This window comes from Shewanella sp. ANA-3, from assembly GCF_000203935.1.
Taxonomy (GTDB): domain Bacteria; phylum Pseudomonadota; class Gammaproteobacteria; order Enterobacterales; family Shewanellaceae; genus Shewanella.
Map to the genome: position 1 here is coordinate 3,860,591 of NC_008577.1, position 23,236 is coordinate 3,883,826.

The window sequence follows — 23,236 nt, forward strand, 5'->3', positions numbered from 1 at the left end:
AGGTTGGGATATTATCTTTGGTAGATCACTTCTACATCGTAGTCGTCATCATCAAAGTCATCGTCGAATTCATCGTCATAGTCTTCATTGATCGCATCAATGTTGGCTTGATGATAATTGTCCCACTTGAACTCAACCTCTGCATCTGGGTTCGCATCTTTATCTTCCGGTGGAAGACTTTGGATGAAGTCCAGCAGCTTGGTGGCTAATTCTTTAGTGCCATCACGGCTATAGGCAGAAATGGTATAAACATCACCTTCCCAACCTAATTCTTTAACAACGCGAGCGACCTTCTCTTTTAGCTCGTCTTCGAGCAGCAGATCCGCCTTGTTAAAGACTAACCAACGTGGCTTGCTTGCCAATTTTGGCGAATATTTTTCAAGTTCACCGACGATCGCACGGGCAGAATCCACAGGATCTGTACCATCAATTGGCTCGATATCGATGATATGCAACAGAATACGGCAACGTTCTAAATGCTTTAAGAAGCGAATCCCCAGACCCGCACCTTCTGCCGCGCCTTCGATCAAACCAGGAATATCGGCAATCACAAAGCTTTGACCAGGACGAGGGTTAACCACACCTAGGTTAGGCACTAACGTCGTGAAGGGGTAATCGGCAACCTTTGGCGTTGCACGTGATACCGCGCGAATAAAGGTCGATTTACCCGCGTTAGGCATACCCAGCAAGCCTACGTCGGCTAACAACAGCAGCTCTAATTTCAGGCTACGGACTTCACCCGGCGTACCTAAGGTCTTCTGACGTGGAGCACGGTTAGTACTGCTCTTAAAGCGCGTGTTACCTAAACCGTGGAATCCACCTTTAGCCACTAATAGCTTTTGACCATGGGTGGTTAAATCGCCGAGGACTTCTTCGGTTTCATCATCAATAGCACGCGTACCCACAGGCACTTTTAAAATCAAATCTTTACCGCTATGGCCGGTACAGTCACGGCCACGGCCGTTTTCACCGCGCTCAGCCATGTGAAAACGTTCAAATCGGTATTCAATCAGGGTGTTATGGTTTTCATCGGCCTGTAGATAGACACTGCCACCATCGCCACCATCACCGCCATCAGGACCACCATCAGGGATATATTTTTCGCGTCTGAAACTCACACAACCGCTACCGCCGTCGCCTGCTTCGACCCTAATTACTGCCTCATCGACAAACTTCATACTTACTCCTGGCATCACTGAATGAAGGAATTATACCGTTTAACTTCATCGGTCGCCAAAAAACTCGAGATACTTGCCCCCAATCTTACCAGTCAACGCCCTCAATTTGATAAAGATTTACCAAACTCACCAGAAACGCAGGTAAATAGAAGCATAAAAAACAGAAAGCCCCACCAATGGCGGGGCTTTACAGTATAAGCTAGACTCGAAAATTAAGCTTCGATGCTAATAAACTTACGGTTATTAGGACCTTTAACTTCGAATTTTACTTTACCGTCAGTCAGAGCAAACAGAGTGTGGTCACGACCAATACCCACGTTTACACCAGCGTGGAATTTAGTACCACGTTGACGAACGATAATGTTACCAGCTAGAACTGATTCACCGCCAAAGCGCTTAACACCAAGACGTTTACTTTCTGAATCACGGCCGTTACGAGTAGAACCGCCAGCTTTTTTATGTGCCATGAGTTAGACTCCTATTATGCGTTGATAGCAGTAATTTTAACTTCGGTGAACCACTGACGGTGGCCCAACTTCTTGTCGTGGTGCTTACGACGACGGAACTTAACGATAGTTACTTTCTCGCCACGACCATGACTTACTACTTCAGCAACGACTTTACCGCCAGCTACTAAAGGAGCACCAACGTGCACTTTTTCACCGTCAGCGATCAGTAATACTTGATCGAATTCAACAGTTGAACCAGTAGCAACTTCTAATTTTTCTAAACGAACTGTGTGGCCTGGGGCTACACGGTGTTGTTTACCACCACTTTGAAAAACAGCGTACATAGCTATTTTACTCCGATATTCCTAACACGCTGGCTCACACTATGGGAGGCAGGGTGCTACAAAAACTTTATTGACAATGGGCGCGGAGTTTACGCGAAGAATCCTTATCTGGCAAGCCCTAATTAGGAAAGAATAAAAAAAGGCCGGAATAACTCGCACATTAGTAGTGTGAGTACTGTCATATGTCGGAATTTTAGGTAAAATTCATTCTATATAACACGTGAGCCTAAAATAGAGGCCGGGTACGTAATGGCCCCACAACCAGAGTCTATTATGGATTTAAACGCTATTCGTCAACTGGCTGACACTGATATGCAAGCAGTCAATCAGCTGATCTATAAACAGCTGGAGTCAGATGTCGCCCTGATAAACCAGTTAGGTTTCTACATTATTAATGGTGGTGGTAAACGTCTTCGTCCTTTACTGTCCGTCCTCGCAGCACGCGCCGTTGACTACCAAGGTGAAGCTCACCTTAAGCTTGCCGCGATTATTGAATTTATTCATACCGCTTCATTACTGCACGATGATGTGGTCGATGAATCGACCCTCAGACGCGGCCGCGAAACCGCCAACGCACTCTTTGGTAACAGCGCCAGTGTATTAGTGGGAGACTTCCTTTATACCCGCTCATTCCAAATGATGACCGAACTCGACAGCATGCGCGTACTGCGTGTATTAGCCGATACCACCAACGTATTGGCCGAGGGGGAAGTATTACAGCTAATGAACTGTAATGACCCTAATACCACAGAAGAAAGCTATATGCGGGTGATCTATTGTAAGACCGCTAAGCTATTCGAAGCCGCCACGTTACTGGCTGCCGTATTAGCCGGCGCCACTCCCGAGCAAGAGGCCGCATTAGGTGACTATGGTAAGTATTTAGGTACTGCCTTCCAGTTAACAGATGATTTACTCGACTACACCGCCGACAGTGAAGAGTTAGGTAAAAACATCGGTGATGACCTCGCCGAAGGTAAACCGACCTTACCGCTGATCTATGCCATTGCCCATGGCACAGAAGAAGAGCAGCAACTCATTCGTCAAGCGATTGAGCAAGGTGATGGCACCCACGCCATTGAGAAAATTGTTGCCGCTCTGCATCACTGCGGCGCGCTCACTTACACTCAGCAAAAAGCCATTGAAGAATCCAACAAGGCGATTGCAGCGCTGGCGGTATTACCCGACAGTGATTTCAAAACCGCATTAATTTCGCTGGCAAAAATCTCCGTTGATCGCAACCACTAATTGGCTGCGATAAACCAATAAAAAGGCCTTGCTTAGCAAGGCCTTTTTATTTTTAACGTTCTTTATCAAAGCGAACTTAAACCTGCCATTGGATCGGTACTTCGCCCCTTGCCATCAGCAGTTGGTTCACTTTAGAAAAATGCCCACAACCAAAGAAGCCGCGATAAGCTGACAGCGGTGACGGATGGGGTCCCGACAGTATTTGATGCTGTGGCGCAGTAATCACCGCCCCTTTTTTGATGGCATGGCTGCCCCATAGTACAAAAATAATCGGCTGCTCCTGCGCATTAAGCAGCTTTAACGCCTCAGTGGTAAAGGTTTCCCAGCCCGCATTAGCGTGGGAATGAGCTTGTCCTTGCTCCACCGTCAGCACGGTATTGAGCATTAAGATCCCCTGCTCTGCCCATTGAGTTAAATCGCCATGGTTAGGGATTTGAAAACCGGGAATATCGTTCACTAACTCTTTATACATATTGGCCAGCGATGGCGGCGGTTTAATGCCTCGCTTAACCGAGAAACACAGGCCGTGGGCTTGGTCGGGACCATGGTAGGGATCTTGACCGATAAGTACCACACGCACCTTTTCCAAAGGAGTTGTCTTAAAGGCGTTGAACACATCCTCCTTGGGGGGATAGATCACCTTACCCGACGCACGCTCTTGATTCACAAATGCAATCAACTGCTGGTAATAGGGTTGAGCACGTTGATAATCGATAAATTCCTGCCAAGTTGCCACAGTCACAATCTTTTCCTCTGGTTAGAATGCCGTTAGCTTAAAAGTGATAGCGCGACATGACAAGCCAACTCAGTTTTTTATTCCCCAGTCTTGAGATATCGCAAGCATATTGCGGCATAAACCTGTTCTGTTCCTTTGCTTAAGGCAATCGCTTGCTATCGAGAAACGCCCCGTATCGCAAAAGTTAACTCGAGCAAAGTTGAGTGCTGCGCCATGTTGCGCCTCGACGCTTTGATTCGCAAATGGCTCTGATAAGCCATCAGCTAGCGTGATAGGGGCGTTTGTTCAAATAATCCGTACTAATCGCGACCACGGTGGCCATGACCACGGTCGTCATCCCTATCTTTACGGCGCTCATGTTTGTCGTAATGTTTGTGGTGATGCTTATCCTGTTTATAGGAGCGATAACGGGGTACGTACTCATCGCGATACCAGACATCCTGAACAAAATAGACTGGGCGGCCGCAGGCACCGTAGGAAGCACAATAGCGACCCCATTTTTTTGCATGACCGGGCGGCACATGCAGATAGATAGGTTCATACACGACCCGAGACTGCTCTATCACGATAGGCTGTTCGTAAATCACCTGTGGACGAGGAAAATTACCAATATTGATCTGACCGTAAAAGTTTGGATCGCCGATGTTAATCGACACTCCGACATCTGCTGCAATGGCCGAAGATGAAGCGGCAGCGAGTAGTAAGGCTGACAGAGTAAGTTTAATTGCTTTCATGGCGGTTCTCCTGTTGATGGAAGCAGTATGCGAGTGGCTAACTGAACAGAAGATGAATCCTCACAGGAGGCTAAATCAGATATTATTTTCCCCGCAGCGCCATGCGGGAGCTTGTATTTTAGCAGACTATCTACATCCCAAATCGGCAAGAATTTAAATCACGATGACAGAACTGTTACATATCTTCCGCCTTGAAGCGATGCAGCAAAACCCATTGATACCAATTACAATATCGCCCAATCAACCATCAAACTAACCGCAATTGAGCCATAGGTAACGTGCGAAGAATTAGGCTCATCACAACCGATTTAGATCCCAATACTTAAGCCTAAGCGGTTCCTTCCTGCTGAATTTAGGATAGAATCGCCCACCAATAAATTATTTTGAGTAAGCGCTATGACTGATACCAGCAACACCACGATTTTTGAACTTGCCGATCAATTTATTGCCTTAGCTAATCAGCTAAGCCAGCAGGAAGGTGATGTCGGTAAAGTCGGCACTGCCCTGCGTTTTGCCGCAGCGCGTTTTAACGCCTTTGAAGCCGCGATCAAATCTGCCGATTTAGGCGCAGAAAAAGACAATGCGCTCGACTGGTTTAGCGCCGAATACCGCGAAATGCTAAGCGACAACCTAGACGACCATATCGCGAATCCACCCGTTATGCAGGAAGAAGCGGCGGCGGATGACTCGGTACAAATCTTTAAAGGCTGATGATGCGCTAAAAGCCAAGCATCACCTGCTAAAATCCCATAAAAAACGCCATCTTGTGATGGCGTTTTTTATCTCTTCGCACTCATCAATACGCATTGTGATACGTTAGAGGGTGTACACTACCCGTATCGCGAGCAGGATCAGTACCACACCAGAAAGTTTATCGATAAGTCCCGCTTTTTCCCGTAACTTAGGCAATACACTCGAATGGGACAATAGTAAGGCAATCAAGGTATACCAAAGCCCATCAACCACCAAAGGCGTTAGCACGATAAGTGCTTGACCCGTCAAGCTATCGGCCACCATCACAAACTGGCTAAACAGCGCTAAAAAGAACAACATAATCTTAGGATTGAACAGGGAAATCGCAATACCATCGCGCGCCGCAGTGAGCGTATCCGTCGCCTCCCCCGCCGCAAGTTTTGCCTGCATACCACCGTTTGAGCGCAATGCTTGGATCCCCATCCATGCGAGATAGAGCGCGCCTAAAATCGCAATCCCATTAAAAATCAATGGCGCTTTTTTCAATACAACGGCTAGTCCGAGTAGCGTCACTAACGCATAAATACCAATACCAATCGAGTGCGCCCAAGCGCAAACGATCCCCTTGCCGCGACCACCGCCTAAAGTATGACGCACAACCATGGCCAAACTCGGCCCGGGAGACATAGCGCCCAAGCAACAAATCGCCAATAGCCCTAACCAAGTACTAAAGCTCATTTTTAACCCTTTAAAGCATAAAAAGGCCCTCAATAGGGCCTTCACAGGAGTGGCAGTTTAACACTGGCCAAATAATACGGTCACTCTCATTTAGCCGCGTTAGGATGATAAAAAGCGCGGATATCTTGCACCAGTTGTGCAAGCGACGCGGGCTCCACATACATCATATGACCCGCTTTGTAGTAGTGCATAGTGACACGGCTATTATCTATGCCATTATCGGCAAAGGTATTTTCGGTCGCAAAGAAGGGCGTCGCAAAATCGAAATAACCGTTACCGACAAAAATGCGTAGGTCTTTATTCTCGCGCTGCGCTTGCCCTAAATAGGGCGCCACATTCACATAATGCATTTGCTTACCGCTGATATTCCAATTCCAGCCACGGTTAACATCGGTGGAGAGCACGTTGAAGGGGCGTGATAATTTAACCCCTAAATCCTCATACAGATACTGATGGATAGCCGCCGTATAAGCGCCATCGATACCATATCCTGACGGGTCGTTATCGGTCGAGTCACCACCACTGTCGTAATCTTTGCCGGTATAGCGACTGTCTAACCGCCCGACGGTCAAATCCTGATCCCTGAGCAATTCTTTGGTGTAGCGACTCGCACTCACCCGCAAATTCACTCGGTCAAGATAAGACTCACTCAGGCCCGTAAAACGCGCCAACTGTTTACGTACGCTCTGATAATCGCTTTGCGCTAAACGGCTACCCTGTAATAGGGCTAAGGCGTAATCCTTGATAGCGAATTGACGCGCCTGTTCGACAAACGCTTCGAGCCCTAAGGCCTTGTCAGCATCGTTGACTTTATTGTGATAAAACGCAGTTGCCGCCATAGTCGGTAAAAAACCAATGTAGGGTTGGTTATTACCCGGTTGATAGCGAGCGTGGCTAAAGTCGAGAATCGATGAAATCAGCATCACGCCATTGACCGAGATATCGGTCCAACCGCCTTGAAGCTCATCCACTAATGCTGCGGCTCGTGTCGTACCATAACTTTCACCAGCAAGATATTTGGGCGAATTCCAACGCTTATGTTCAATCAACCAACGGCGCATAAACTCGGCAATGGATTGGGCATCTTCTTTCACGCCCCAAAAATCGGCACCTTTCTTCTCACCAAGCGCACGGCTAAAACCAGTACCCACAGGGTCGATAAACACTAAATCAGACTCATCGAGTAAGGAGTAATCGTTGGCCTCTATCCGATAAGGCGCCGCACCATCATCTTTGGCATCACCTGGTACAATTACACGCTTTGGCCCAAAGAGTCCCATGTGCAGCCACAGCGAGGCAGAACCTGGGCCTCCGTTGAAAATAAACGTGACAGGGCGTTTACTGCTGTCTTGCACATCATCCCGTAAATACGTAATAGAGAAGATACTCGCCTGAGGCTCACCCTTATCATCCTCTAAAATGGTTTCTCCACTAATGGCTTGATAGCTGATCTTTTGATTTTGAATCGTCATTCGGTGCTTAGTCGTCACCACCTCTGGCACTAGCTTATCCACTTTGGCTTCGCTTTTTTGGGCGGGCTCTGCATGACCGACTATGGACACAGTGAATAACAAGGGCAGCAACACACTTGCCCATTTCAGCCTTGAGGGCGTTTGCTTCTCTGTTAGCGCTCGCATCAATTATTCTTCCCTTCTGTAGTGGTTATTTTGTGATCTTTTTATTGGTGCACCAGCTTACAAAGACTGCGCACTCGGCGCAAAAGCACAATTGCAACCGAATGCGTCAAAGCTTTAATCGGCTTTTAAAGCATAAATTCACGCAGATTTAAGCTGTTAGCCGCTAAGATAGATTGGATTATCGGAAACTCATGTAGGCATCTATGGGCACTATCACTCTTATCAGTCTGGTCATTCTCGCATTACTCGTGGGCGCGATTAGCCTGCTAATCTGGCAACGCAGCAAAGGTAAGCGCATTCCACTCGCGGTAATTTTTGTATTGGGATTTTTCGCCGTAGGCCTAGGCGGAATTATCGGTTTTGTACATAAAGGTGAAGATTATCAAGCCTATCAAAAGCTGCAGTGGCATACGCTTGCCCCTGAAAAAATCGCACCGCTGGTCGCCGATGGCTACACAGTGTTTGTGGATATCACCTCAGACTGGTGCAGCATTTGCCAAACCAACAAGGCTGAAGTCACCCACAGAGAGCAAGTGGTGAATGCGCTGATGGCCGACAAGGTTATTTTGATGCAGGGAAATTGGAGCGAAGCCGATTCCACCATTGCGGGTTATATGAAGCATGAAGGCGTACCTGGTACACCTTACAATAAGGTCTATGGTCCAAGGGCGCCTAACGGCATAGTGCTGCCTTCAACGCTCACCATAGAAGCTGTACTTAATGGCTTAGCTCAGGCAAAAGCACTGTAAGCAATTGATTTTGATTAAACTTCAAAAACAAAGCTTTAAGATTAAAACACTCGCGCAATAAAAAAGGCTGCATCGCAGCCTTTTTGCACACTTCAAATCAGTAGAAAGTAATTTTCCGGAAAGGTGGGCAGAAAATCACTCCGTACTCTTAACAGCCATCTCACCCCAAAACGCTATTTAACTCGTTCGTTCACTCACACCGTACTTCAATAAACATCCCCGCGTTGCCGTGAATCCCCAGTATTAAGGGCAAGCCTGCTTTGTTCAGGTCAACTTAGCCAAAGATATTTATGAAACATTTTTATAACAATTTAATACTTTACGCCAGCATTAAATACAACTTTCGATCGATTAAAATATAAGCTTTTTATTATCAACAGCTTAATGGTCAGACCTCTAAGCTTGCCTCTAAAGCATTCACTTCAAGCATCACAGAGCAACTCACGATATATCGCGACACGATTCAAAGGGTTATACTTAGGGCACTCATTCGTATTAAGGAATCAGCTGAATGACATCAATAGAGCCCACCGCAATGCCCTTAGATAAACATTTTCTGCCCGAAAATCAGTTACTGCTTAATGCCGTGGGTGAAGGTATTTATGGGTTTGATTTAAAGGGTAATGCTGTCTTTATCAATCCCGCCGCCGAGCGCATGACGGGCTGGAAAAATGAAGAGTTACTCGGCAAAAATATCCATAATTGCCATCATCATAGCCACGCGGATGGTAGTCATTATCCGCAGGAAGATTGCCCCATCTACAATACGTTAAAAGATGGGATAGCAAGGGAAATTACCCACGATGTATTCTGGCGCAAAGATGGTAGCAGCTTTCCAGTGTATTACAGCTCTACGCCCGTCTATCGGGATAACAAGCTTATCGGAGTAGTCGCGATATTTCGCGATATTAGTATTCAGAAACAAACCGAGCAGTCGCTACGCCAAGCTTTGGCGCAGGTTCAGGCTCTGTCGGAGCAACTTGCCAGCGAGAATCACTATCTCCAGGCCGAGTTAGCCGATAAGACCGGCGATGTGGATATTTCGGGCAGTAGCGCGGTGATCCGCCATATGATCCAGCAATTGCATATGGTGGCTAATACCGATAGTACTGTACTGATCTGTGGCGAGAATGGCACAGGCAAAGAACTGGTTGCCCGTAATTTACATCAACTGAGTCGCCGTAAAGATAAACCCATGATCAGCGTTAACTGCGCGGCGTTTTCAGCCTCACTGCTAGAGAGTGAGTTGTTTGGCCATGAGAAAGGCGCCTTTACCGGTGCAACTCAGCAACGCAAGGGCCGCTTCGAGCTCGCCCATCAAGGCACACTGTTTCTCGATGAGGTGGCCGAATTAAGTTTAGAGGCGCAATCTAAGTTACTGCGGGTGATCCAAGAGCAATCCTTTGAACGACTCGGCGGCAGCGAAACCATCAAGGTCGATATTCGCTTAGTCGCCGCCAGCCACCATGATTTACTCAAGCGCGTTGAACAGGGCTTATTCAGGATGGATCTCTATTACCGCTTGAATGTCTTCCCAATTCAAGTGCCGCCGCTGAGGGCAAGGCTTGAAGATATGCCCGAGCTTGTCAGCCACATTTTGCATTCCCTAAACCGCAAACTCGGTAAGAAACTGCGCGGCGTAAGCCAAAAAGGTCTGCAAAAACTGATGGCCTACAGCTGGCCTGGCAATGTGCGCGAATTACAAAATATCCTCGAACGGGAGGCCATTTTATCCCAAACGGATATTCTACAAATCCATGCCATGCCTACGCATCACCTACAGACTCAAACCGCAGCTTCGCCATTACAAACCTTGGCCGAGGCGGAAGCGCAACATATAGAACAAACATTAAAGCAGCTCAACTGGCGTATTTCAGGCCCCAATGGGGCGGCCAATGTGCTCGGCGTTCCGCCAAGTACACTCAGATCGCGGATGAAGAAACTCGGGATTACACGCCAAACCCCTGCAGAAGAATAGCCTTTAAAAACGCGATATATCGCCAATTAGCGATATATCGCGACATGCGTTAAATCACCATTTAATTTAACCATTAAATATCAATACGTTAAAACAAAAAACTCTTGGCCTAACGCTTGCTATAGGGAGCCGAATCTTATTTAAGCCGTTAGGACAGCATATGCCCAAGAGTGACCCCCTACAGAGTGAGAACGCCAAGCGCTCCTCTGCCGAGCAATTTATCCCCGTAAAAAATATCCAGGCGGACGATAAGCCTGCACATAAAAGCAGTGGCCAGATTCATTTCCGTGAACAGAAGGGCTATTTTCAACGCCTGAGAACCACAATGAATAGCCTATTAGTACTGCTGTTTTTTGCCCTACCCTTTATTTCCTTTGATGGTCGGCAAGCGATATTGCTGGATGTGAGTCAGCAACAGTTCTTCTTTTTTGGCCTCACGCTCTGGCCACAGGATTTCACCTTACTCGCTTGGGTCTTTATTGCCGCCGCCTTTGGATTGTTTTTCATCACAGTGTTTTGGGGGCGCGTCTGGTGTGGCTATCTTTGCCCGCAAACCGCGTGGACTTTTATGTTTGTCTGGCTCGAGAGCCGGATTGAGGGCAACAGCAACAAACGTAAATTGCTCGATAAGGCGCCATGGTCAGCCAATAAACTCGGTAAAAGAAGTCTCAAACACGGTCTGTGGGGATTAGCCGCCTTAATTACTGGCTGTGGATTTATCGGTTATTTCATCCCCGCCCGCGAACTCTATTTGGATATTTTTACCGGCAACGCCGGCTTTTGGACGACCTGCTGGGTATGGTTTTTCGCGATTTGTACTTACTTAAATGCAGGCTGGATGCGCGAGCAAATGTGCTTACACTGCTGCCCCTATGCGCGTTTTCAGGCAGTGATGTTCGATGCCAACACCAAAACTGTGACCTATGATGCCGCACGCGGCGAAGCGCGCGGCCCACGTAAGCGTAAACAACCGACTGAACTCGGTGATTGTGTTGACTGTAACTTATGTGTCGAAGTCTGCCCGACGGGGATTGATATTCGCCAAGGCCTCCAATACGAGTGTATTAACTGCGGCGCCTGTGTCGATGCCTGTAATGAAACCATGCAAAAATTCGACTACAAACAAAACCTAATTAGCTATGTCAGCGAGAGTGAATTAAAGGGCATCGCTCATTCCAACTGGCGCTCGCCACGCTTTTTAGGTTACGGCGCCGCCGTTGTCATTATGTTGGTTGTGATAGGTTTAGATCTCTCCAGCCGCAGTGAGATTCAACTTAACGTCATTCGCGACAGGCAGAGCCTATACCGCGAAACCGCCGATAATAAAGTTGAAAATACCTACCAGCTGAAGATCCGTAACAAGACTCAGCAAACCAAGCAATATCAACTCGCGGTCAACAGCGAAATGCCCTTCAGCTTAATTGCCGATCCTGTCATTACCCTCGCTCCGGGCGAGCAATCGGATTATCCCGTGACTGTATTAGCTGATAAGGATGCAATCCCAGCGGGGCGCAAAATTATCGAATTCTCGGTAACGGATGTCAGCAAACCTGAACAAAGCGTTAGCCAAGAAACCGGCTTCTTTAGCCCTTAGCGTAATGCGCTAGTGTGCTAGTGTGCTAGTGTGCTAGTGTGCTAGTGTGCTAGTGTGCTAGTGTGCTAGTGTGCTCGCCGATAAACGAACACACTGCATGACCGTTAGTCACTTCTATGAATGATGCCCGTTGGATCACTGTGGTTCGCCGGGCTTTTTTACTCACCTTATTTCGTTAAATCCGCTAAATAGCCTCAACTCGCGCCGCACAAAAATGAAGTGCGTCAATTTAAAGCAATAGCCTTATAGCCAATTATCTTGCACCTGTGTTGCGCTTACGGCTGCTGCTTAAAAGAGGCTCGGCTGTCATTGCGGTAAAGCAATATCGATTTATTATTGACGAATCACCATATAGATCGAATACAATAAATATACGAAACATATATAAAGTATATTTATGGGCATAGTTAAAATTTCCGAAGAACTGCATGATGAGCTGAGAAAAGCCAGTTCGGTCATGTCACGTTCAATCAACTCGCAGGCGGAATTCTGGATAAGGATCGGGATGCTGGCAGAGTTGCATCCACAGCTCTCCTTTAATCAGTTAGTCGCCGATTTAATGAAATCTGCGGACGTGAACCTAGCCAACGTGACCCAAGTAAAGGAAATGGCCGATGAATAATCAGGTGAAGATAAAATCTGCCGAAGAAATTGCACTGATGCGCCGCGCGGGGCAATTATTAGCTCAAGTATTTCAAATGCTTGATACCTATGTCCGCCCCGGCATCAGCACCATGGATATCAACGATGCGGTCGAAGCCTTTATTGTCAATGAGCTAAAATCGCGTCCCGCGAGTAAAGGTCAGTATGGCTATCAATATGTGCTGAATTCGTCTATTAACGAGGTGGTCTGCCATGGTGTGCCCTCGCCGAATGAGGTCATCAAAAGCAAAGATATCATTAACTTAGATATTACCCTCGAGAAAGACGGCTATATTGCCGACTCCAGTAAAATGTATGTGATGCCACAGGCACCCGCCGAAGCTAAGAAACTGGCAGATGTTACCTATCTTGCCATGTGGCAAGGGATCAAACAGGTAAAACCTGGGGCCACATTGGGCGATATCGGTCATGCGATTCAACAATATGCCCAATCCTTTGGCTATAGCATTGTCAGAGATTACTGTGGCCATGGGATAGGTCAAGAAATGCATGAAGAGCCACAAGTCCTTCACTATGGAAAGCCGAATCAAGGCCTTAAGCTCAAAGCGGGCATGGTATTTACCATTGAGCCCATGGTGAATCAGGGCACTGAAAAGATAAAGCTCAAAAAAGATGGTTGGACGGTTGTCACCCGCGATAAAAAACTCTCGGCGCAATCGGAACATACGATACTTGTCACCCCAACGGGATACGAAGTGCTCACCCTACGCCACGATGAGCAATCTCCCCGCTAATTTCGACGCTAACCCTCGCTTTTTCATCTCAAATTCAGGTGTGCTGTAGTAAATTTGCACTGCAGTTCACCGCCCTTCATTAGAGTAAAAATTCTATTTTTACAATTGGATAGCTGTGCAAATTGCTACAATAATTTAACGATAAACGTTGACCTGACAGGTTGAATCCTTCTAATCTAAACACTCGTTTGATTTTAAAATAATAACAACGATAAACCTATTTGAGGTAGTTAGGCATGGCATACGATCAAGAGTCACAACTCGAACTTGGCAAATACTCATCACTCATAGACTTAATCGAACGCACTAGCCAACGCTTTGGTGATAAAACGGCATATGCTTGTTTGGGGAAAACCAGCAGCTTCAATGATATAGAGCGCGATTCACGCTATTTTGCCGCCTATTTGCAGAATAACACTAACCTAAAACCCGGCGATCGGATCGCGATTCAATTACCCAATATTACCCAGTTCGTTATCGCCGCCTATGGTGCGCTGCGGGCGGGACTTATTCTAGTAAATACTAACCCGCTCTACACCGAAAGAGAGCTTATTCATCAGTTTAATGACTCTGGTGCTAAGGCCTTAGTGGTGCTGTCGGATCTGCTGCCGACCCTTGCCAAAGTGGTTGCGACCACACCGATTGAATTGGTGATTTCGACCCACCCATTAGATCTTATCGACCCACAAGTTCAGCCCAAAACGGGGCTTAAAAATGTCGAATTCTGCCAAGTGCTAAAACAAGGGGCAGAGCTACCCTTTAGCCGTTTTGTTCCCGCAGCAAATGATTTAGCGGCGTTGCAATATACCGGTGGTACCACGGGCCTCTCCAAAGGAGCCATGCTGACCCACGGTAATATGCTCGCCAATGCGGCGCAGGTAAAATCTCGTATCGGCAGTGTTATCACCGAGGGGGAAGATATTTTTGTCGCGCCATTGCCGATTTACCATATCTACGCCTTTATGGTGAACTTAGTGCTGTATTTTGAATGTGGTGGTTGCTCGGTATTAATTCCCAATCCCCGTGATATTAGTGGCTTAATCAAGACACTGGCGAAATACCCTTTTACCGGTTTTGCAGGGCTTAACACCCTCTTTGTAGCTTTGTGTCATCAGCCCGAATTTAAGGCGCTGGATTTTAGTCATTTAAAAATCACTATTTCGGGTGGTACTGCACTCACCGCTGCCGCAGCCAATATCTGGCAGCAAACCACGGGCAATACCATCAGTGAAGGTTATGGGTTATCCGAAACCTCGCCGGTAATTTCACTCAATGCCCCCGGATATCAGAAGATTGGCACTATCGGTAAGCCCGTTCTCGGCACTGAGGTCAAACTGTTAGACGAAAACGGCAATGAAGTCGCACAAGGGGAAGCCGGTGAACTCGCCGCCCGCGGCCCACAAGTGATGCTAGGTTATTGGAATAATCCCCAAGAAACGGCCAATGTGATGACTGCCGATGGTTTCTTTAAAACCGGGGATATTGCGATTTTGAACGAGGAAGGATTCCACCAAATCGTTGATCGCAAAAAGGATATGATTATTGTCTCCGGCTTTAACGTCTATCCGAATGAGGTCGAAAACGTGCTCGCCAGCCATCCGAATATCATTGAATGCGCCGTGGTTGGCGTAAAGGATGAACACTCGGGAGAAGCGGTCAAAGCCTTTGTTGTGCTAAAAGATGACAGCCAAGATCATGAGCAAATGAAAACCGCTATTCTTAACTTCTGCCGCGAGCAACTCACCGCCTACAAGCTGCCCAAGTTGATTGAATTTATGCCGCAGCTACCTAAGAGCACTGTGGGCAAAATTCTACGCAGAGAACTGAAACATCAGGCTTAAACATACCTAAACATCAGTGATGTGTGAGCAGTCTTAAATCCAAAACAAAACCCCAGAGCAACACTCTGGGGTTTTATTTACATGACATCCCCCATTCAAACCTTACTCGCTCAGCGCACTCACTTCATCCGTGAGCAGCTGCAAACTGGCAAACTCGCGATATAGGGCATTGGTTTGTATAAGAGTTTGATGCTTACCACTGGCGACGATACGCCCTTTATCGAACACGATAATTCGGTCCGCATTGATCACTGTGGCGAGGCGATGGGCGATGATAAGCGTGGTTTTCCCCTTCATCAATTCATCGAGTGCCAGCTTCACTTTTTGCTCACTTAAGGCATCGAGCGCGCTGGTCGCCTCGTCGAGCAGCAAGATAGGCCTGTCGGCTAAAATGACCCTCGCAATCGCGATACGCTGCTTTTGACCACCGGATAAGCGCACGCCGCGCTCACCCAAATAGGTTTGATAACCTTCACTAAACTCACTGATAAACTCATGGGCACGGGCTGCGATACAAGCATCAATCACTTCCTGCTCGCTGGCATCGACGCGGCCATAGCGTACGTTCTCCAATACACTGGTGGCAAAAATCACTGAGTCCTGCGGTACAAGCGCAAATTGCGCCCGTAAATCCTTTGGTGAAAGCTCAGCAATATCAATCCCATCCAAATGAATACTGCCCGATGACGGCACATAAAACCGCTGCAATAACTGAAACAGGGTACTCTTGCCGGCCCCACTCGGCCCGACCAAGGCCACCCGCTCACCCGCAGTAATAGTCAGTTCTAAGTCGCGGAGCACTAACTGAGTTTGCTCGGGATAATGGAAGTTCAGCTGTTGCAGTTGCAGCTCGCCACGCACTTTCGCGGGCAGCGTTTTAGGCTCCAGTGGCGCAGGAATATCGACTTCAGTTTCAGCCAATTCGATTAAGCGTTCAGCGGCGCCCGAGGCGCGTTGGATCTCACCCACGACTTCACTAATGGTGGCGACGGCGCCTGCCACCATCACGGCATAAAACATAAAGGCCGAGAGTTCACCGCCCGTCATCTTACCCGACATCACATCGTGGGCGCCGACCCAAGTCACAGATGCTATGGCGGCAATACTTAAAAACATCACGGAGGAAATCAACATGGCGCGATAGCGAATACGACCACTGGCGGCGATCATCACATCTTCGACACGACCATTGAACAAACTGCGGTCCTTATCCTCATGACCATAGGCTTGCACTGTATGGATTTCATGTAAGGTTTCATCCACATAGGCTCCCAAATCCGCCACCCTATCTTGACTCTCCCGCGCTAAGGTTCGCACTTTTCGGCCAAAGAAACCGACAGGCCCCAGCACCAGAGGCACGGCCAGTAGCACGAGCAGCGTCATCTTCACGCTAGTGATCCCCATCATCGCCAGCCCGCCGATCACAGTCACGCCGGAGCGCAGCGCCATCGACAGACTCGAGCCGACCACGGTTTGCAGCAGAGTCGAGTCGGCGGTAAAGCGCGAAATCACCTCACCGGTACGCACCTTGGCATAAAAAGCCGGAGACAACTTAAGCAGTTGATTGTAAACCGTCAGCCTTATATCGGCGCTGACCCGCTCGCCGAGCCAAGTCATCAGATAAAAACGGCAAAACACCGCTGTGCCACTCACGGCGGTGATCAGCAGCACTAACAGAATAATTTCATTGAGACGCTGGGCGTTATCCTTAATAAAACCTTCGTCCACCATCAGCCGCACGCCTTGCCCGAGGGATAGCCAGGCCAAGGAGCCAATCAACAGAAATACAATCGCCGCCACCACCCGCAGGCGATAGGGCTTAAGAAATTGCCAAATCCAAGGCAATACCGCCCGTTGGCGGATCGAAGAGTTAGCAGCGTTGTGAGACATAGTGGACTCTGATAATGATCGTGGGGGAAGTGTACTCGATTCTGTAGTCTCGGTTACCTGTTTGTTCACTATTGATATCCTTAGGCTTTATATGCCCATCAACCTTAACATATGCGAGTATCAACAGAGCATACCCGAAAGCCCTAAGGATAAACAAAGTGACTTTAGCAAGGCGTCGCTGAAAGCAGGCAATAGCAAAGGATGATGGCAAAACCCAAAATGCCTTGAGGAATATAACAATAAACCCGCCTAGAGAGCGGGTTTATGCTTGCGCCTTGAGTCGATCAAGCTCAAGGCGCAGATTTTCAAAACATAAGTCTTCAAGACACAGTGTTTACGCTACAAGTAGTACTTAAGCTACTCGCATATCTTCGGGCGCTTTAGGTGTGCCATGGTGGCCATCTCGCTTCCAGTTAACATCGAGTAATTCACTGCCCGTCAAACTAAAGGCTTGACCAAAACCTTTCACATACAATCCCTGATGGGGCGCTAACTTATACAGATTAAAGTCCGTCAGTGCCGCGAGATTATCGGACATGTCGCCAAAGCGTTTTGATAACAGGCTGACTCCCTTACTAAACGAGGGCGTATCCCGCTCAACCGCTTGAGCCAGAGCATCGAAAGTGAGGCGTTTACGGGCGAATACAGACTTAGCTTCGGCTTCATCCTCCACCAGCATCACAGACACTTTGGTCGACTGCTTAAGGTTGTGGCCGTGACGCGCTAAGTCACTCACTAAGATGTAAAACCCATCGTCGGCTAAGGCAAATGGCGCATAACTGGCATTGGGTTGCCCATCCGTATCGACTGTTGCGAGTTGCAAAGTATGGCGCTGCTGTTTAAAGGCCTCAATTTCGGGTAACAGTTTGTCCCTTAAACGTTGTTCTTGCTCGGAGATTTCAGGCTTCATATTGGATACCTTAATAAATTATATCGGTGACTGTTGAGTAGCAAAGGTGCTCGCCAGCGTTTTAAAACGGCTAACTTGCTCAGGAAAAAGCACTCTTTGCTTGTCTCGTCCTAAATAAACTTTGAATACCACCTCGCCTTGAGGACCAAAAAAGTTAATCGAATGGCTCTCACTGCCCCTAAAGGGTCTGCTGATTAACGCAATCGCTCGCATGTTATCCAGCTTGAGATGACCATGAAGGCCATCGCCTTTGCTGTAGAGGTTGTAATATCCATGGGCAAATTTCCCTTGGGGAAAATCACCTTTAAATTCAAAAACGCTGCCCGAGAGCATCACTATCGTGGTCAGAGGTCCCCACTCGGGTAAGCTCTGCAGCAGCTCATCGATTTGCGTTAAAGACAAAAACACCCGCTGCGCTTGCGGCAGTGCCGCGACCACATCAAGCTCGGCAATCCCTAATTCACTCGCCAACTGTGCAGGCATTAAATCGGGCTGTCTGACAAAGCGCTGCCTTAACATGGACTGCGAGTCGGCATCAGTGTGATGGCTCGGGAGTGTAATTTCAGTGTCGATTGTCTGTGTCATTTGCATCTCCTAAAGCTGGGCCTAGAACATATAACGTGCTGACAACTTCATATTGCGACCAGATTGATATAGGGTCTGCCATGCCTGCTGGTATTTCTCATCACCAATGTTTTCGATGGCAAAGTCGACTCTCAGGCCAGACATAGCCCCCATCGCTGGCTCCCAGGCGAGGTACACATCCCACAGGGTATAGTCGTCATACTTAGCCACGCGATAACCTTCGGGCGTATTGGATTGGCTGGCGACATAGGTCACTCGAGTGCCGAGTTTCATATCGCCTTCCATGATGCCTTGGGAGAGATCGACGTTAAACTTATTGGCGGGCATACCTTCGATATAGTCGCCAGTCTTACGGTCTTCACCGCGGGTCTGACCGTAATTCATCGCCAGCCGTGTTTGCCCAATGCGATAACGGCCGCTGAGCTCAAAGCCAGTTAATTGCGCATCTTCCACGTTATTCCATGAGGTGGTTTGCTCAAATCCTGGGATCCCCATTAACGGATTGGAGACTTGCTGAACGATAAAATCGTCCACGTCGTTACGGAAGATGTTTACGGTGAAAGCCAGCTCATCATCACCGGCTAAGTTGTTGAAACGAAAATCGGCTTTCAGTTCTTTATTGCGGGCGACTTCAGACTTTAAGTTAGGATTCGTCGCAAAGGTATTACACAGACCTTGGGGTAAAAATCCGGGGATCGGCGGAATGCAATAATGGGTTCCGGTAGAAAACATTTCCTCAACCGTTGGCGCACGGAAAGCCTGATCATACCGTGCACTTAAAGTCAGCCACGGCTGAGTCTGCCAACTTAAGCCCAGCGAAGGCGATAACTCATTGTCATCCGCAGAAGCATTAAGGTTGTGACTCTCGTTTTTGAAGCTGTCATAACGTAAGGCGGCGTCAAGATTGACGGTTTGCGTCAATTGAATATCGGCACGGGTAAAGGCGCCCCACACTGTGGTCTCACCATCGATATCCCCTGGGCGCTGCCCCACTTGGCCCCTATCGTCTCTAACGGTTTTAAGGGTATCGCGATAACCATCGACACCATAGGTCAGCTTAGTGTTCCCTAACTGCGAACTGTTGTTGAGATTGATGCCAATGGTGCGGTATTCGGTGCTATCAAATTGACCTTTTGTCACTCGGTCTTCGTCATAATCCGTGCTATTCCAATAGACCTGCACTTTAGTGTCCAAATATGGATTATTTGCCGGCGCCAAGCTGTAATTAAGGGTAACGTTTTGATCGTCCGTTTTGCGGCGCACTAAAGGCACTGAACTGCTCACCGCAGCGGAAGGATTACTCGGCACGAGTTCATTAATCTTGTTAACTCTTGCCGATAACTCTAAGCGTGAAGCCTCATCGGCTTGCCATCCAAACTTAGCCAAACCACTGCTCCCCAAAGAAGCACTGTTCGTTAAGGTTTCGTCATTCCCCGTATTGATATTATTGGAGTCAAAGTAAGATCCATTGATTAACCAATCAATAGTATCTTGTTGGCCATACACGGCAGCGCTGGTTTTAGTGCGGTCGCCATTAGTGTCATAGCCTTGCTTTAGATAGCCACCGAAGGTTTCGTTAGGGGCTAAGAAATCTTGAGCCGATTTAGTATTCTGCGCCACCACACCACCGATAGCACCACTGCCCCAGAGACTACTGGCAGGACCGCGAATCACCTCAATTGATTTGAGTAATTCTGGATCCATAAAGTAAGAACCACGGTGACCAGAACTGGTATTCTGTCTTGCACCATCAATGGTTTGTAATACACGATCGCCGCTTAAACCACGGATCTCAACCCCTTGAGACGTCGCTCTCGGACCATTGGTTAAAGTGATGTTGGCTTCATTTTTTAGCGCTTCGGCAACCGATGATGCCTGAGCCACATTGAGCTGTTCTTCACTCACAACGGCAACACTGCGGCTCGTCTGGGAGACTTTTTCACTCAAGCGTGTCGCGCTGACTAATACTTCATCAAACTCAGTCTCGACTAATTCCGGTTTCTTTTCCTTTTGCTGCGCAGTCACACCTTCTTCAGCCGCTAACGTGAAGCTTAGCGCCGTAGTCGTTAATGCGATCGCAATGGCGATAACTAACGGCTTTTTTTGCATGGTTACATCCTTAAATCATCAATGATATTAATCGATTAGAATTCAAATCGACCATTTATGGTTAGTCCGTCAACCTAGGTCGAGCTGCTGCATTTTTGAGCATCCATTTTCGTAATTGCTGGCACTCTAACTGAGATTGGAAAATTGATCAAATGGAAATCATTATCATTTGCGATCTTATTTATATTCACGTATCTTAATTAGCATTGATTGATGGGCGACTGTTTTTTGAACTTGGAAGGCGTACTGTGACACCGAAACGATATCTGGTTTTTGGCGCATTAACCGTTGCAATCCAAACGGGTGTGATTGCATCGCAGCCTGCTATGCCATTACTAAGTAGTCTCAGTGAATCGACACAAATGACCGCATTCAAAGAAGCAAATAAAGCGGTTACCTTAAGCTTTGCAACCCATAGTGCAGCAGAAAAATCAGCGGCCATATCAGCGATAAAAAATACGCCTGCAAATACGATTACCGAAGATGCGATTTCAACAAATGTGCCTAATACCAGTAAGCCCCAAACGGCGCCAACACTCACTGATACACCAGTAACTGAAATAGCAAGGCAAGCACCCAAACCAACCAAAGCTAAGCCGCAAACGATTCAATCCGCAGTGCAAAACAAGCCAACGCCGAACACATCCTCTAAGGCAGGTGCGACAACTGCCAAACCTCTTATGGCCGCAAATACACAACATCAGAAAGAAACTGGAGAGATAACAAAACCTTCTGACCAACTGTTGTCGCAAATGGCAGAAAGCAACACTCAAGATAAAACCGTTATTAACAATACCAATGTGACGCCCACCAGTGTCAGCGAGAACACTAAAGCCACTCCCGAGGTTATCGAGCTGGCAACACCGACTTTTGCCAGTAAACCGCCGCAACCCACCTACCCACGCATGGCACGTAAAAAAGGGCTTGAAGGCACGGCGACGGTAGAAGTGATGTTTAACGAATTTGGACAACAGCTCGCCCTCACCTTAGTGAAAAGCTCGGGCGTGGGGCTGCTAGATCAAGCGGCATTAGAGGCGGTTGAAACCTGGGAGTTTCAAGCGCCCACCAACAAACTGGCCAGCCATTACAAGGTGAGAGTACCTATTCGCTTCGCCTTAAATTGAACGTCCCTAACCGCAGTATTCCAGTTATCGCTGATAGCTTGATAACCACTTATTTAATAACGAATTTGACCTAAGAGGTTCAATTGCCCATGACTGACTTTTCCACCCTACAGGCTCAACTCGGCGCCCTGACTTGGCCGCTACTTATCTGCGCTTTTCTCGCGTTAATGATTTGCCTCGAACGTAGCGCCTTATTTTTACAGCAATCCTTTGCATCTATATCACCCAAAAAACAGGCTTGGGTGAAAGCGCTGCGTCAATCCGATGCCAAGGCCAGCAGTGAAACCGTTCAAGCGCTTATCGATAGCACTAGTCGTCAGCAGGACTTACTGACAAGGGGCGCCAATTTACTGCTAAAACAAGCCGATAAGCCAAAGCCGCTCAGGGAAGAATTACTGAGTCTGTGGCTGAACAAACAGCAAAGGGACCTACAGGCGGGTCTTAAATTGCTGCAAGTGATTGGGATTATTAGCCCGTTACTGGGTTTACTCGGGACGGTACTGGGGCTGATTGAGATGTTCGCCCAGTTAGGGCAATCCCAAGGTCCTGTCACCCCATCACAGCTCAGTGCAGGGCTTGGGCTGGCGATGAACACCACGGCTGCGGGTCTGATTATCGCGGTGCCGACCATTACTGCCGCCCATTTATTTGGGATCTGGGCCCATAGTCAATGCGTAAAAGTGAGTCATGTATTGAATCAACTCAATTTGTGGCTATCCGGGGTTGAACATATCGCCCTCGAGCAGAATCACTATCAGGCTTTTGCCGACGTTAATCGTGCTAAACCCGCGTCTAACACTCAACTCGAGTCACAGCCATGATCAGTGCCGATAGAGCCTCATTACCTCAAGCGGGGATCTCGGCCTTAGAGCCCCTTCCGAGCATCGATCTTACGGCACTGATTGACATTATTTTTATCGTCTTAGTGTTTCTATTGCTCACCGCTAATAGCCGTTTGATGAGTTTACCCGTGGAAGTGCCGCAAAGCCCAAGCAGCGCCATCACGGCCGTCGAACCGAAAGAATCCATTGCTATCAATATTATGGCAAACGCTCCCCATTGGGCGCTAAACAGCGAGACCTATTCCGAGTTAAACGCCTTCAGTTCGGCATTTGAAGAACAGCTAAAACGTCATCCTCAGGCCAGTATTGTTATCGCGGCGGATAAAGCCGCGCCAGTAGAACCCTTAATGCAGCTGTTAGCGCTCTTGCAGGGCAATGCCATCAGCCAGACGCAGATTTTGATGGAGCATTAATCGCTTAGGTTAAAGCAGAACATTTTTCGAAACCATTTCCCTTGGCAGTA

22 protein-coding genes are annotated in these 23,236 nt (G+C 47.8%); 11 read left to right on the forward strand and 11 right to left on the reverse strand.

The features are described from left to right. Window positions 1–11 precede the first annotated feature (11 nt). From cgtA to rplU, 3 genes are all read right to left on the reverse strand, one after another. Window positions 12–1,178: an Obg family GTPase CgtA gene (cgtA, locus tag SHEWANA3_RS16890; protein ID WP_011621692.1), complete on the reverse strand. Its 1,167-nt coding sequence runs from the start codon at window positions 1,176–1,178 to the stop codon at window positions 12–14. Window positions 1,179–1,390: 212 nt separating this feature from the next. Next, window positions 1,391–1,645: a 50S ribosomal protein L27 gene (gene rpmA / locus SHEWANA3_RS16895; protein WP_007650346.1), complete on the reverse strand. Its 255-nt coding sequence runs from the start codon at window positions 1,643–1,645 to the stop codon at window positions 1,391–1,393. A 14-nt stretch (window positions 1,646–1,659) separates the two neighbouring features. After that, window positions 1,660–1,971 (reverse strand): 50S ribosomal protein L21, encoded by a 312-nt coding sequence (gene rplU, locus SHEWANA3_RS16900; RefSeq protein ID WP_011073451.1) that lies wholly within the window; start codon window positions 1,969–1,971, stop codon window positions 1,660–1,662. 273 nt (window positions 1,972–2,244) lie between these two features. Here rplU and ispB point away from each other — a divergent pair, with 273 nt between their 5' ends. Continuing rightward, window positions 2,245–3,216 (forward strand): octaprenyl diphosphate synthase, encoded by a 972-nt coding sequence (ispB, locus tag SHEWANA3_RS16905; protein ID WP_041413124.1) that lies wholly within the window; start codon window positions 2,245–2,247, stop codon window positions 3,214–3,216. 76 nt (window positions 3,217–3,292) lie between these two features. Here the strand turns inward: ispB and ung are convergent, their stop codons facing one another. Together ung and SHEWANA3_RS16915 are read right to left on the reverse strand one after the other, a co-directional pair. Then, window positions 3,293–3,958: a uracil-DNA glycosylase gene (gene ung, locus SHEWANA3_RS16910; RefSeq protein ID WP_011718038.1), complete on the reverse strand. Its 666-nt coding sequence runs from the start codon at window positions 3,956–3,958 to the stop codon at window positions 3,293–3,295. 293 nt (window positions 3,959–4,251) lie between these two features. After that, the gene (locus SHEWANA3_RS16915; protein ID WP_011627030.1) at window positions 4,252–4,686 is read right to left on the reverse strand and encodes a hypothetical protein; all 435 of its coding nucleotides are present in this window, start codon (window positions 4,684–4,686) and stop codon (window positions 4,252–4,254) included. A 396-nt stretch (window positions 4,687–5,082) separates the two neighbouring features. Between SHEWANA3_RS16915 and SHEWANA3_RS16920 the strand changes: the two genes are divergently transcribed. After that, window positions 5,083–5,397, forward strand: coding sequence for a DUF3144 domain-containing protein (locus SHEWANA3_RS16920; RefSeq protein WP_011718039.1), 315 nt, complete (start codon window positions 5,083–5,085; stop codon window positions 5,395–5,397). 105 nt (window positions 5,398–5,502) lie between these two features. Here the strand turns inward: SHEWANA3_RS16920 and SHEWANA3_RS16925 are convergent, their stop codons facing one another. Further along, the gene (locus tag SHEWANA3_RS16925; protein ID WP_011621685.1) at window positions 5,503–6,117 is read right to left on the reverse strand and encodes a LysE family translocator; all 615 of its coding nucleotides are present in this window, start codon (window positions 6,115–6,117) and stop codon (window positions 5,503–5,505) included. Window positions 6,118–6,203: 86 nt separating this feature from the next. Then, entirely contained in the window at window positions 6,204–7,754 is a 1,551-nt protein-coding gene (locus SHEWANA3_RS16930; protein ID WP_011718040.1) for a peptidase S10, read from the reverse strand. A 203-nt stretch (window positions 7,755–7,957) separates the two neighbouring features. Here SHEWANA3_RS16930 and SHEWANA3_RS16935 point away from each other — a divergent pair, with 203 nt between their 5' ends. From SHEWANA3_RS16935 to SHEWANA3_RS16960, 6 genes are all read left to right on the forward strand, one after another. Continuing rightward, window positions 7,958–8,503 carry a thioredoxin family protein gene (locus SHEWANA3_RS16935; RefSeq protein ID WP_011627032.1) on the forward strand — a complete coding sequence of 182 codons (546 nt, stop codon included), beginning with the start codon at window positions 7,958–7,960 and terminating at the stop codon, window positions 8,501–8,503. 511 nt (window positions 8,504–9,014) lie between these two features. Continuing rightward, window positions 9,015–10,481: a sigma-54-dependent Fis family transcriptional regulator gene (locus SHEWANA3_RS16940; protein WP_011718041.1), complete on the forward strand. Its 1,467-nt coding sequence runs from the start codon at window positions 9,015–9,017 to the stop codon at window positions 10,479–10,481. Between the two features lie 160 nt (window positions 10,482–10,641). Next, window positions 10,642–12,075, forward strand: a complete 1,434-nt coding sequence (gene ccoG / locus SHEWANA3_RS16945) for a cytochrome c oxidase accessory protein CcoG (RefSeq protein WP_011718042.1) — start codon at window positions 10,642–10,644, stop codon at window positions 12,073–12,075. Between the two features lie 397 nt (window positions 12,076–12,472). Next, the gene (locus tag SHEWANA3_RS16950; protein ID WP_011621680.1) at window positions 12,473–12,697 is read left to right on the forward strand and encodes a ParD-like family protein; all 225 of its coding nucleotides are present in this window, start codon (window positions 12,473–12,475) and stop codon (window positions 12,695–12,697) included. Beyond that, window positions 12,690–13,472, forward strand: coding sequence for a type I methionyl aminopeptidase (gene map / locus SHEWANA3_RS16955; RefSeq protein ID WP_011718043.1), 783 nt, complete (start codon window positions 12,690–12,692; stop codon window positions 13,470–13,472). The genes SHEWANA3_RS16950 and map overlap by 8 nt, the downstream gene beginning before the upstream one ends. Window positions 13,473–13,708: 236 nt before the next feature. Continuing rightward, window positions 13,709–15,313, forward strand: a complete 1,605-nt coding sequence (locus tag SHEWANA3_RS16960) for a long-chain fatty acid--CoA ligase (protein WP_011718044.1) — start codon at window positions 13,709–13,711, stop codon at window positions 15,311–15,313. A gap of 102 nt (window positions 15,314–15,415) precedes the next feature. Here the strand turns inward: SHEWANA3_RS16960 and SHEWANA3_RS16965 are convergent, their stop codons facing one another. The 4 genes from SHEWANA3_RS16965 to SHEWANA3_RS16980 form a co-directional block, all read right to left on the reverse strand. Beyond that, window positions 15,416–17,203: an ABC transporter ATP-binding protein/permease gene (locus SHEWANA3_RS16965; protein WP_086017270.1), complete on the reverse strand. Its 1,788-nt coding sequence runs from the start codon at window positions 17,201–17,203 to the stop codon at window positions 15,416–15,418. A gap of 352 nt (window positions 17,204–17,555) precedes the next feature. Continuing rightward, complete coding sequence (gene hutZ / locus SHEWANA3_RS16970; RefSeq protein ID WP_011718046.1) at window positions 17,556–18,113, reverse strand: heme utilization protein HutZ; 558 nt, start codon at window positions 18,111–18,113, stop codon at window positions 17,556–17,558. 18 nt (window positions 18,114–18,131) lie between these two features. Then, the gene (hutX, locus tag SHEWANA3_RS16975; RefSeq protein ID WP_011718047.1) at window positions 18,132–18,698 is read right to left on the reverse strand and encodes a heme utilization cystosolic carrier protein HutX; all 567 of its coding nucleotides are present in this window, start codon (window positions 18,696–18,698) and stop codon (window positions 18,132–18,134) included. A gap of 21 nt (window positions 18,699–18,719) precedes the next feature. Continuing rightward, on the reverse strand, window positions 18,720–20,807 hold the full coding sequence (locus tag SHEWANA3_RS16980) for a TonB-dependent hemoglobin/transferrin/lactoferrin family receptor (protein ID WP_011718048.1): 2,088 nt from the start codon (window positions 20,805–20,807) through the stop codon (window positions 18,720–18,722). 248 nt (window positions 20,808–21,055) lie between these two features. On the opposite strand from SHEWANA3_RS16980, the gene SHEWANA3_RS16985 reads away from it, so the two are divergent. From SHEWANA3_RS16985 to SHEWANA3_RS16995, 3 genes are all read left to right on the forward strand, one after another. Then, entirely contained in the window at window positions 21,056–21,931 is an 876-nt protein-coding gene (locus SHEWANA3_RS16985; RefSeq protein ID WP_011718049.1) for a TonB family protein, read from the forward strand. Between the two features lie 83 nt (window positions 21,932–22,014). Continuing rightward, complete coding sequence (locus SHEWANA3_RS16990; protein ID WP_041412748.1) at window positions 22,015–22,752, forward strand: MotA/TolQ/ExbB proton channel family protein; 738 nt, start codon at window positions 22,015–22,017, stop codon at window positions 22,750–22,752. Continuing rightward, complete coding sequence (locus tag SHEWANA3_RS16995; protein WP_011718051.1) at window positions 22,749–23,186, forward strand: biopolymer transporter ExbD; 438 nt, start codon at window positions 22,749–22,751, stop codon at window positions 23,184–23,186. The genes SHEWANA3_RS16990 and SHEWANA3_RS16995 overlap by 4 nt, the downstream gene beginning before the upstream one ends. Window positions 23,187–23,236 lie beyond the last annotated feature (50 nt).

Coding starts and splice junctions, on each gene's coding strand:
- ccoG (WP_011718042.1), top strand. CDS start 10,642: ATGCCCAAGAGTGACCCCCTACAGAGTGAGAACGCCAAGCGCTCCTCT.
- rplU (WP_011073451.1), bottom strand. CDS start 1,971: ATGTACGCTGTTTTTCAAAGTGGTGGTAAACAACACCGTGTAGCCCCA.
- SHEWANA3_RS16925 (WP_011621685.1), bottom strand. CDS start 6,117: ATGAGCTTTAGTACTTGGTTAGGGCTATTGGCGATTTGTTGCTTGGGC.
- SHEWANA3_RS16980 (WP_011718048.1), bottom strand. CDS start 20,807: ATGCAAAAAAAGCCGTTAGTTATCGCCATTGCGATCGCATTAACGACT.
- hutZ (WP_011718046.1), bottom strand. CDS start 18,113: ATGAAGCCTGAAATCTCCGAGCAAGAACAACGTTTAAGGGACAAACTG.
- SHEWANA3_RS16960 (WP_011718044.1), top strand. CDS start 13,709: ATGGCATACGATCAAGAGTCACAACTCGAACTTGGCAAATACTCATCA.
- ispB (WP_041413124.1), top strand. CDS start 2,245: ATGGATTTAAACGCTATTCGTCAACTGGCTGACACTGATATGCAAGCA.
- cgtA (WP_011621692.1), bottom strand. CDS start 1,178: ATGAAGTTTGTCGATGAGGCAGTAATTAGGGTCGAAGCAGGCGACGGC.
- SHEWANA3_RS16965 (WP_086017270.1), bottom strand. CDS start 17,203: ATGTCTCACAACGCTGCTAACTCTTCGATCCGCCAACGGGCGGTATTG.
- SHEWANA3_RS16920 (WP_011718039.1), top strand. CDS start 5,083: ATGACTGATACCAGCAACACCACGATTTTTGAACTTGCCGATCAATTT.
- SHEWANA3_RS16995 (WP_011718051.1), top strand. CDS start 22,749: ATGATCAGTGCCGATAGAGCCTCATTACCTCAAGCGGGGATCTCGGCC.
- rpmA (WP_007650346.1), bottom strand. CDS start 1,645: ATGGCACATAAAAAAGCTGGCGGTTCTACTCGTAACGGCCGTGATTCA.
- SHEWANA3_RS16950 (WP_011621680.1), top strand. CDS start 12,473: ATGGGCATAGTTAAAATTTCCGAAGAACTGCATGATGAGCTGAGAAAA.
- SHEWANA3_RS16915 (WP_011627030.1), bottom strand. CDS start 4,686: ATGAAAGCAATTAAACTTACTCTGTCAGCCTTACTACTCGCTGCCGCT.
- SHEWANA3_RS16935 (WP_011627032.1), top strand. CDS start 7,958: ATGGGCACTATCACTCTTATCAGTCTGGTCATTCTCGCATTACTCGTG.
- SHEWANA3_RS16940 (WP_011718041.1), top strand. CDS start 9,015: ATGACATCAATAGAGCCCACCGCAATGCCCTTAGATAAACATTTTCTG.
- SHEWANA3_RS16930 (WP_011718040.1), bottom strand. CDS start 7,754: ATGCGAGCGCTAACAGAGAAGCAAACGCCCTCAAGGCTGAAATGGGCA.
- map (WP_011718043.1), top strand. CDS start 12,690: ATGAATAATCAGGTGAAGATAAAATCTGCCGAAGAAATTGCACTGATG.
- hutX (WP_011718047.1), bottom strand. CDS start 18,698: ATGACACAGACAATCGACACTGAAATTACACTCCCGAGCCATCACACT.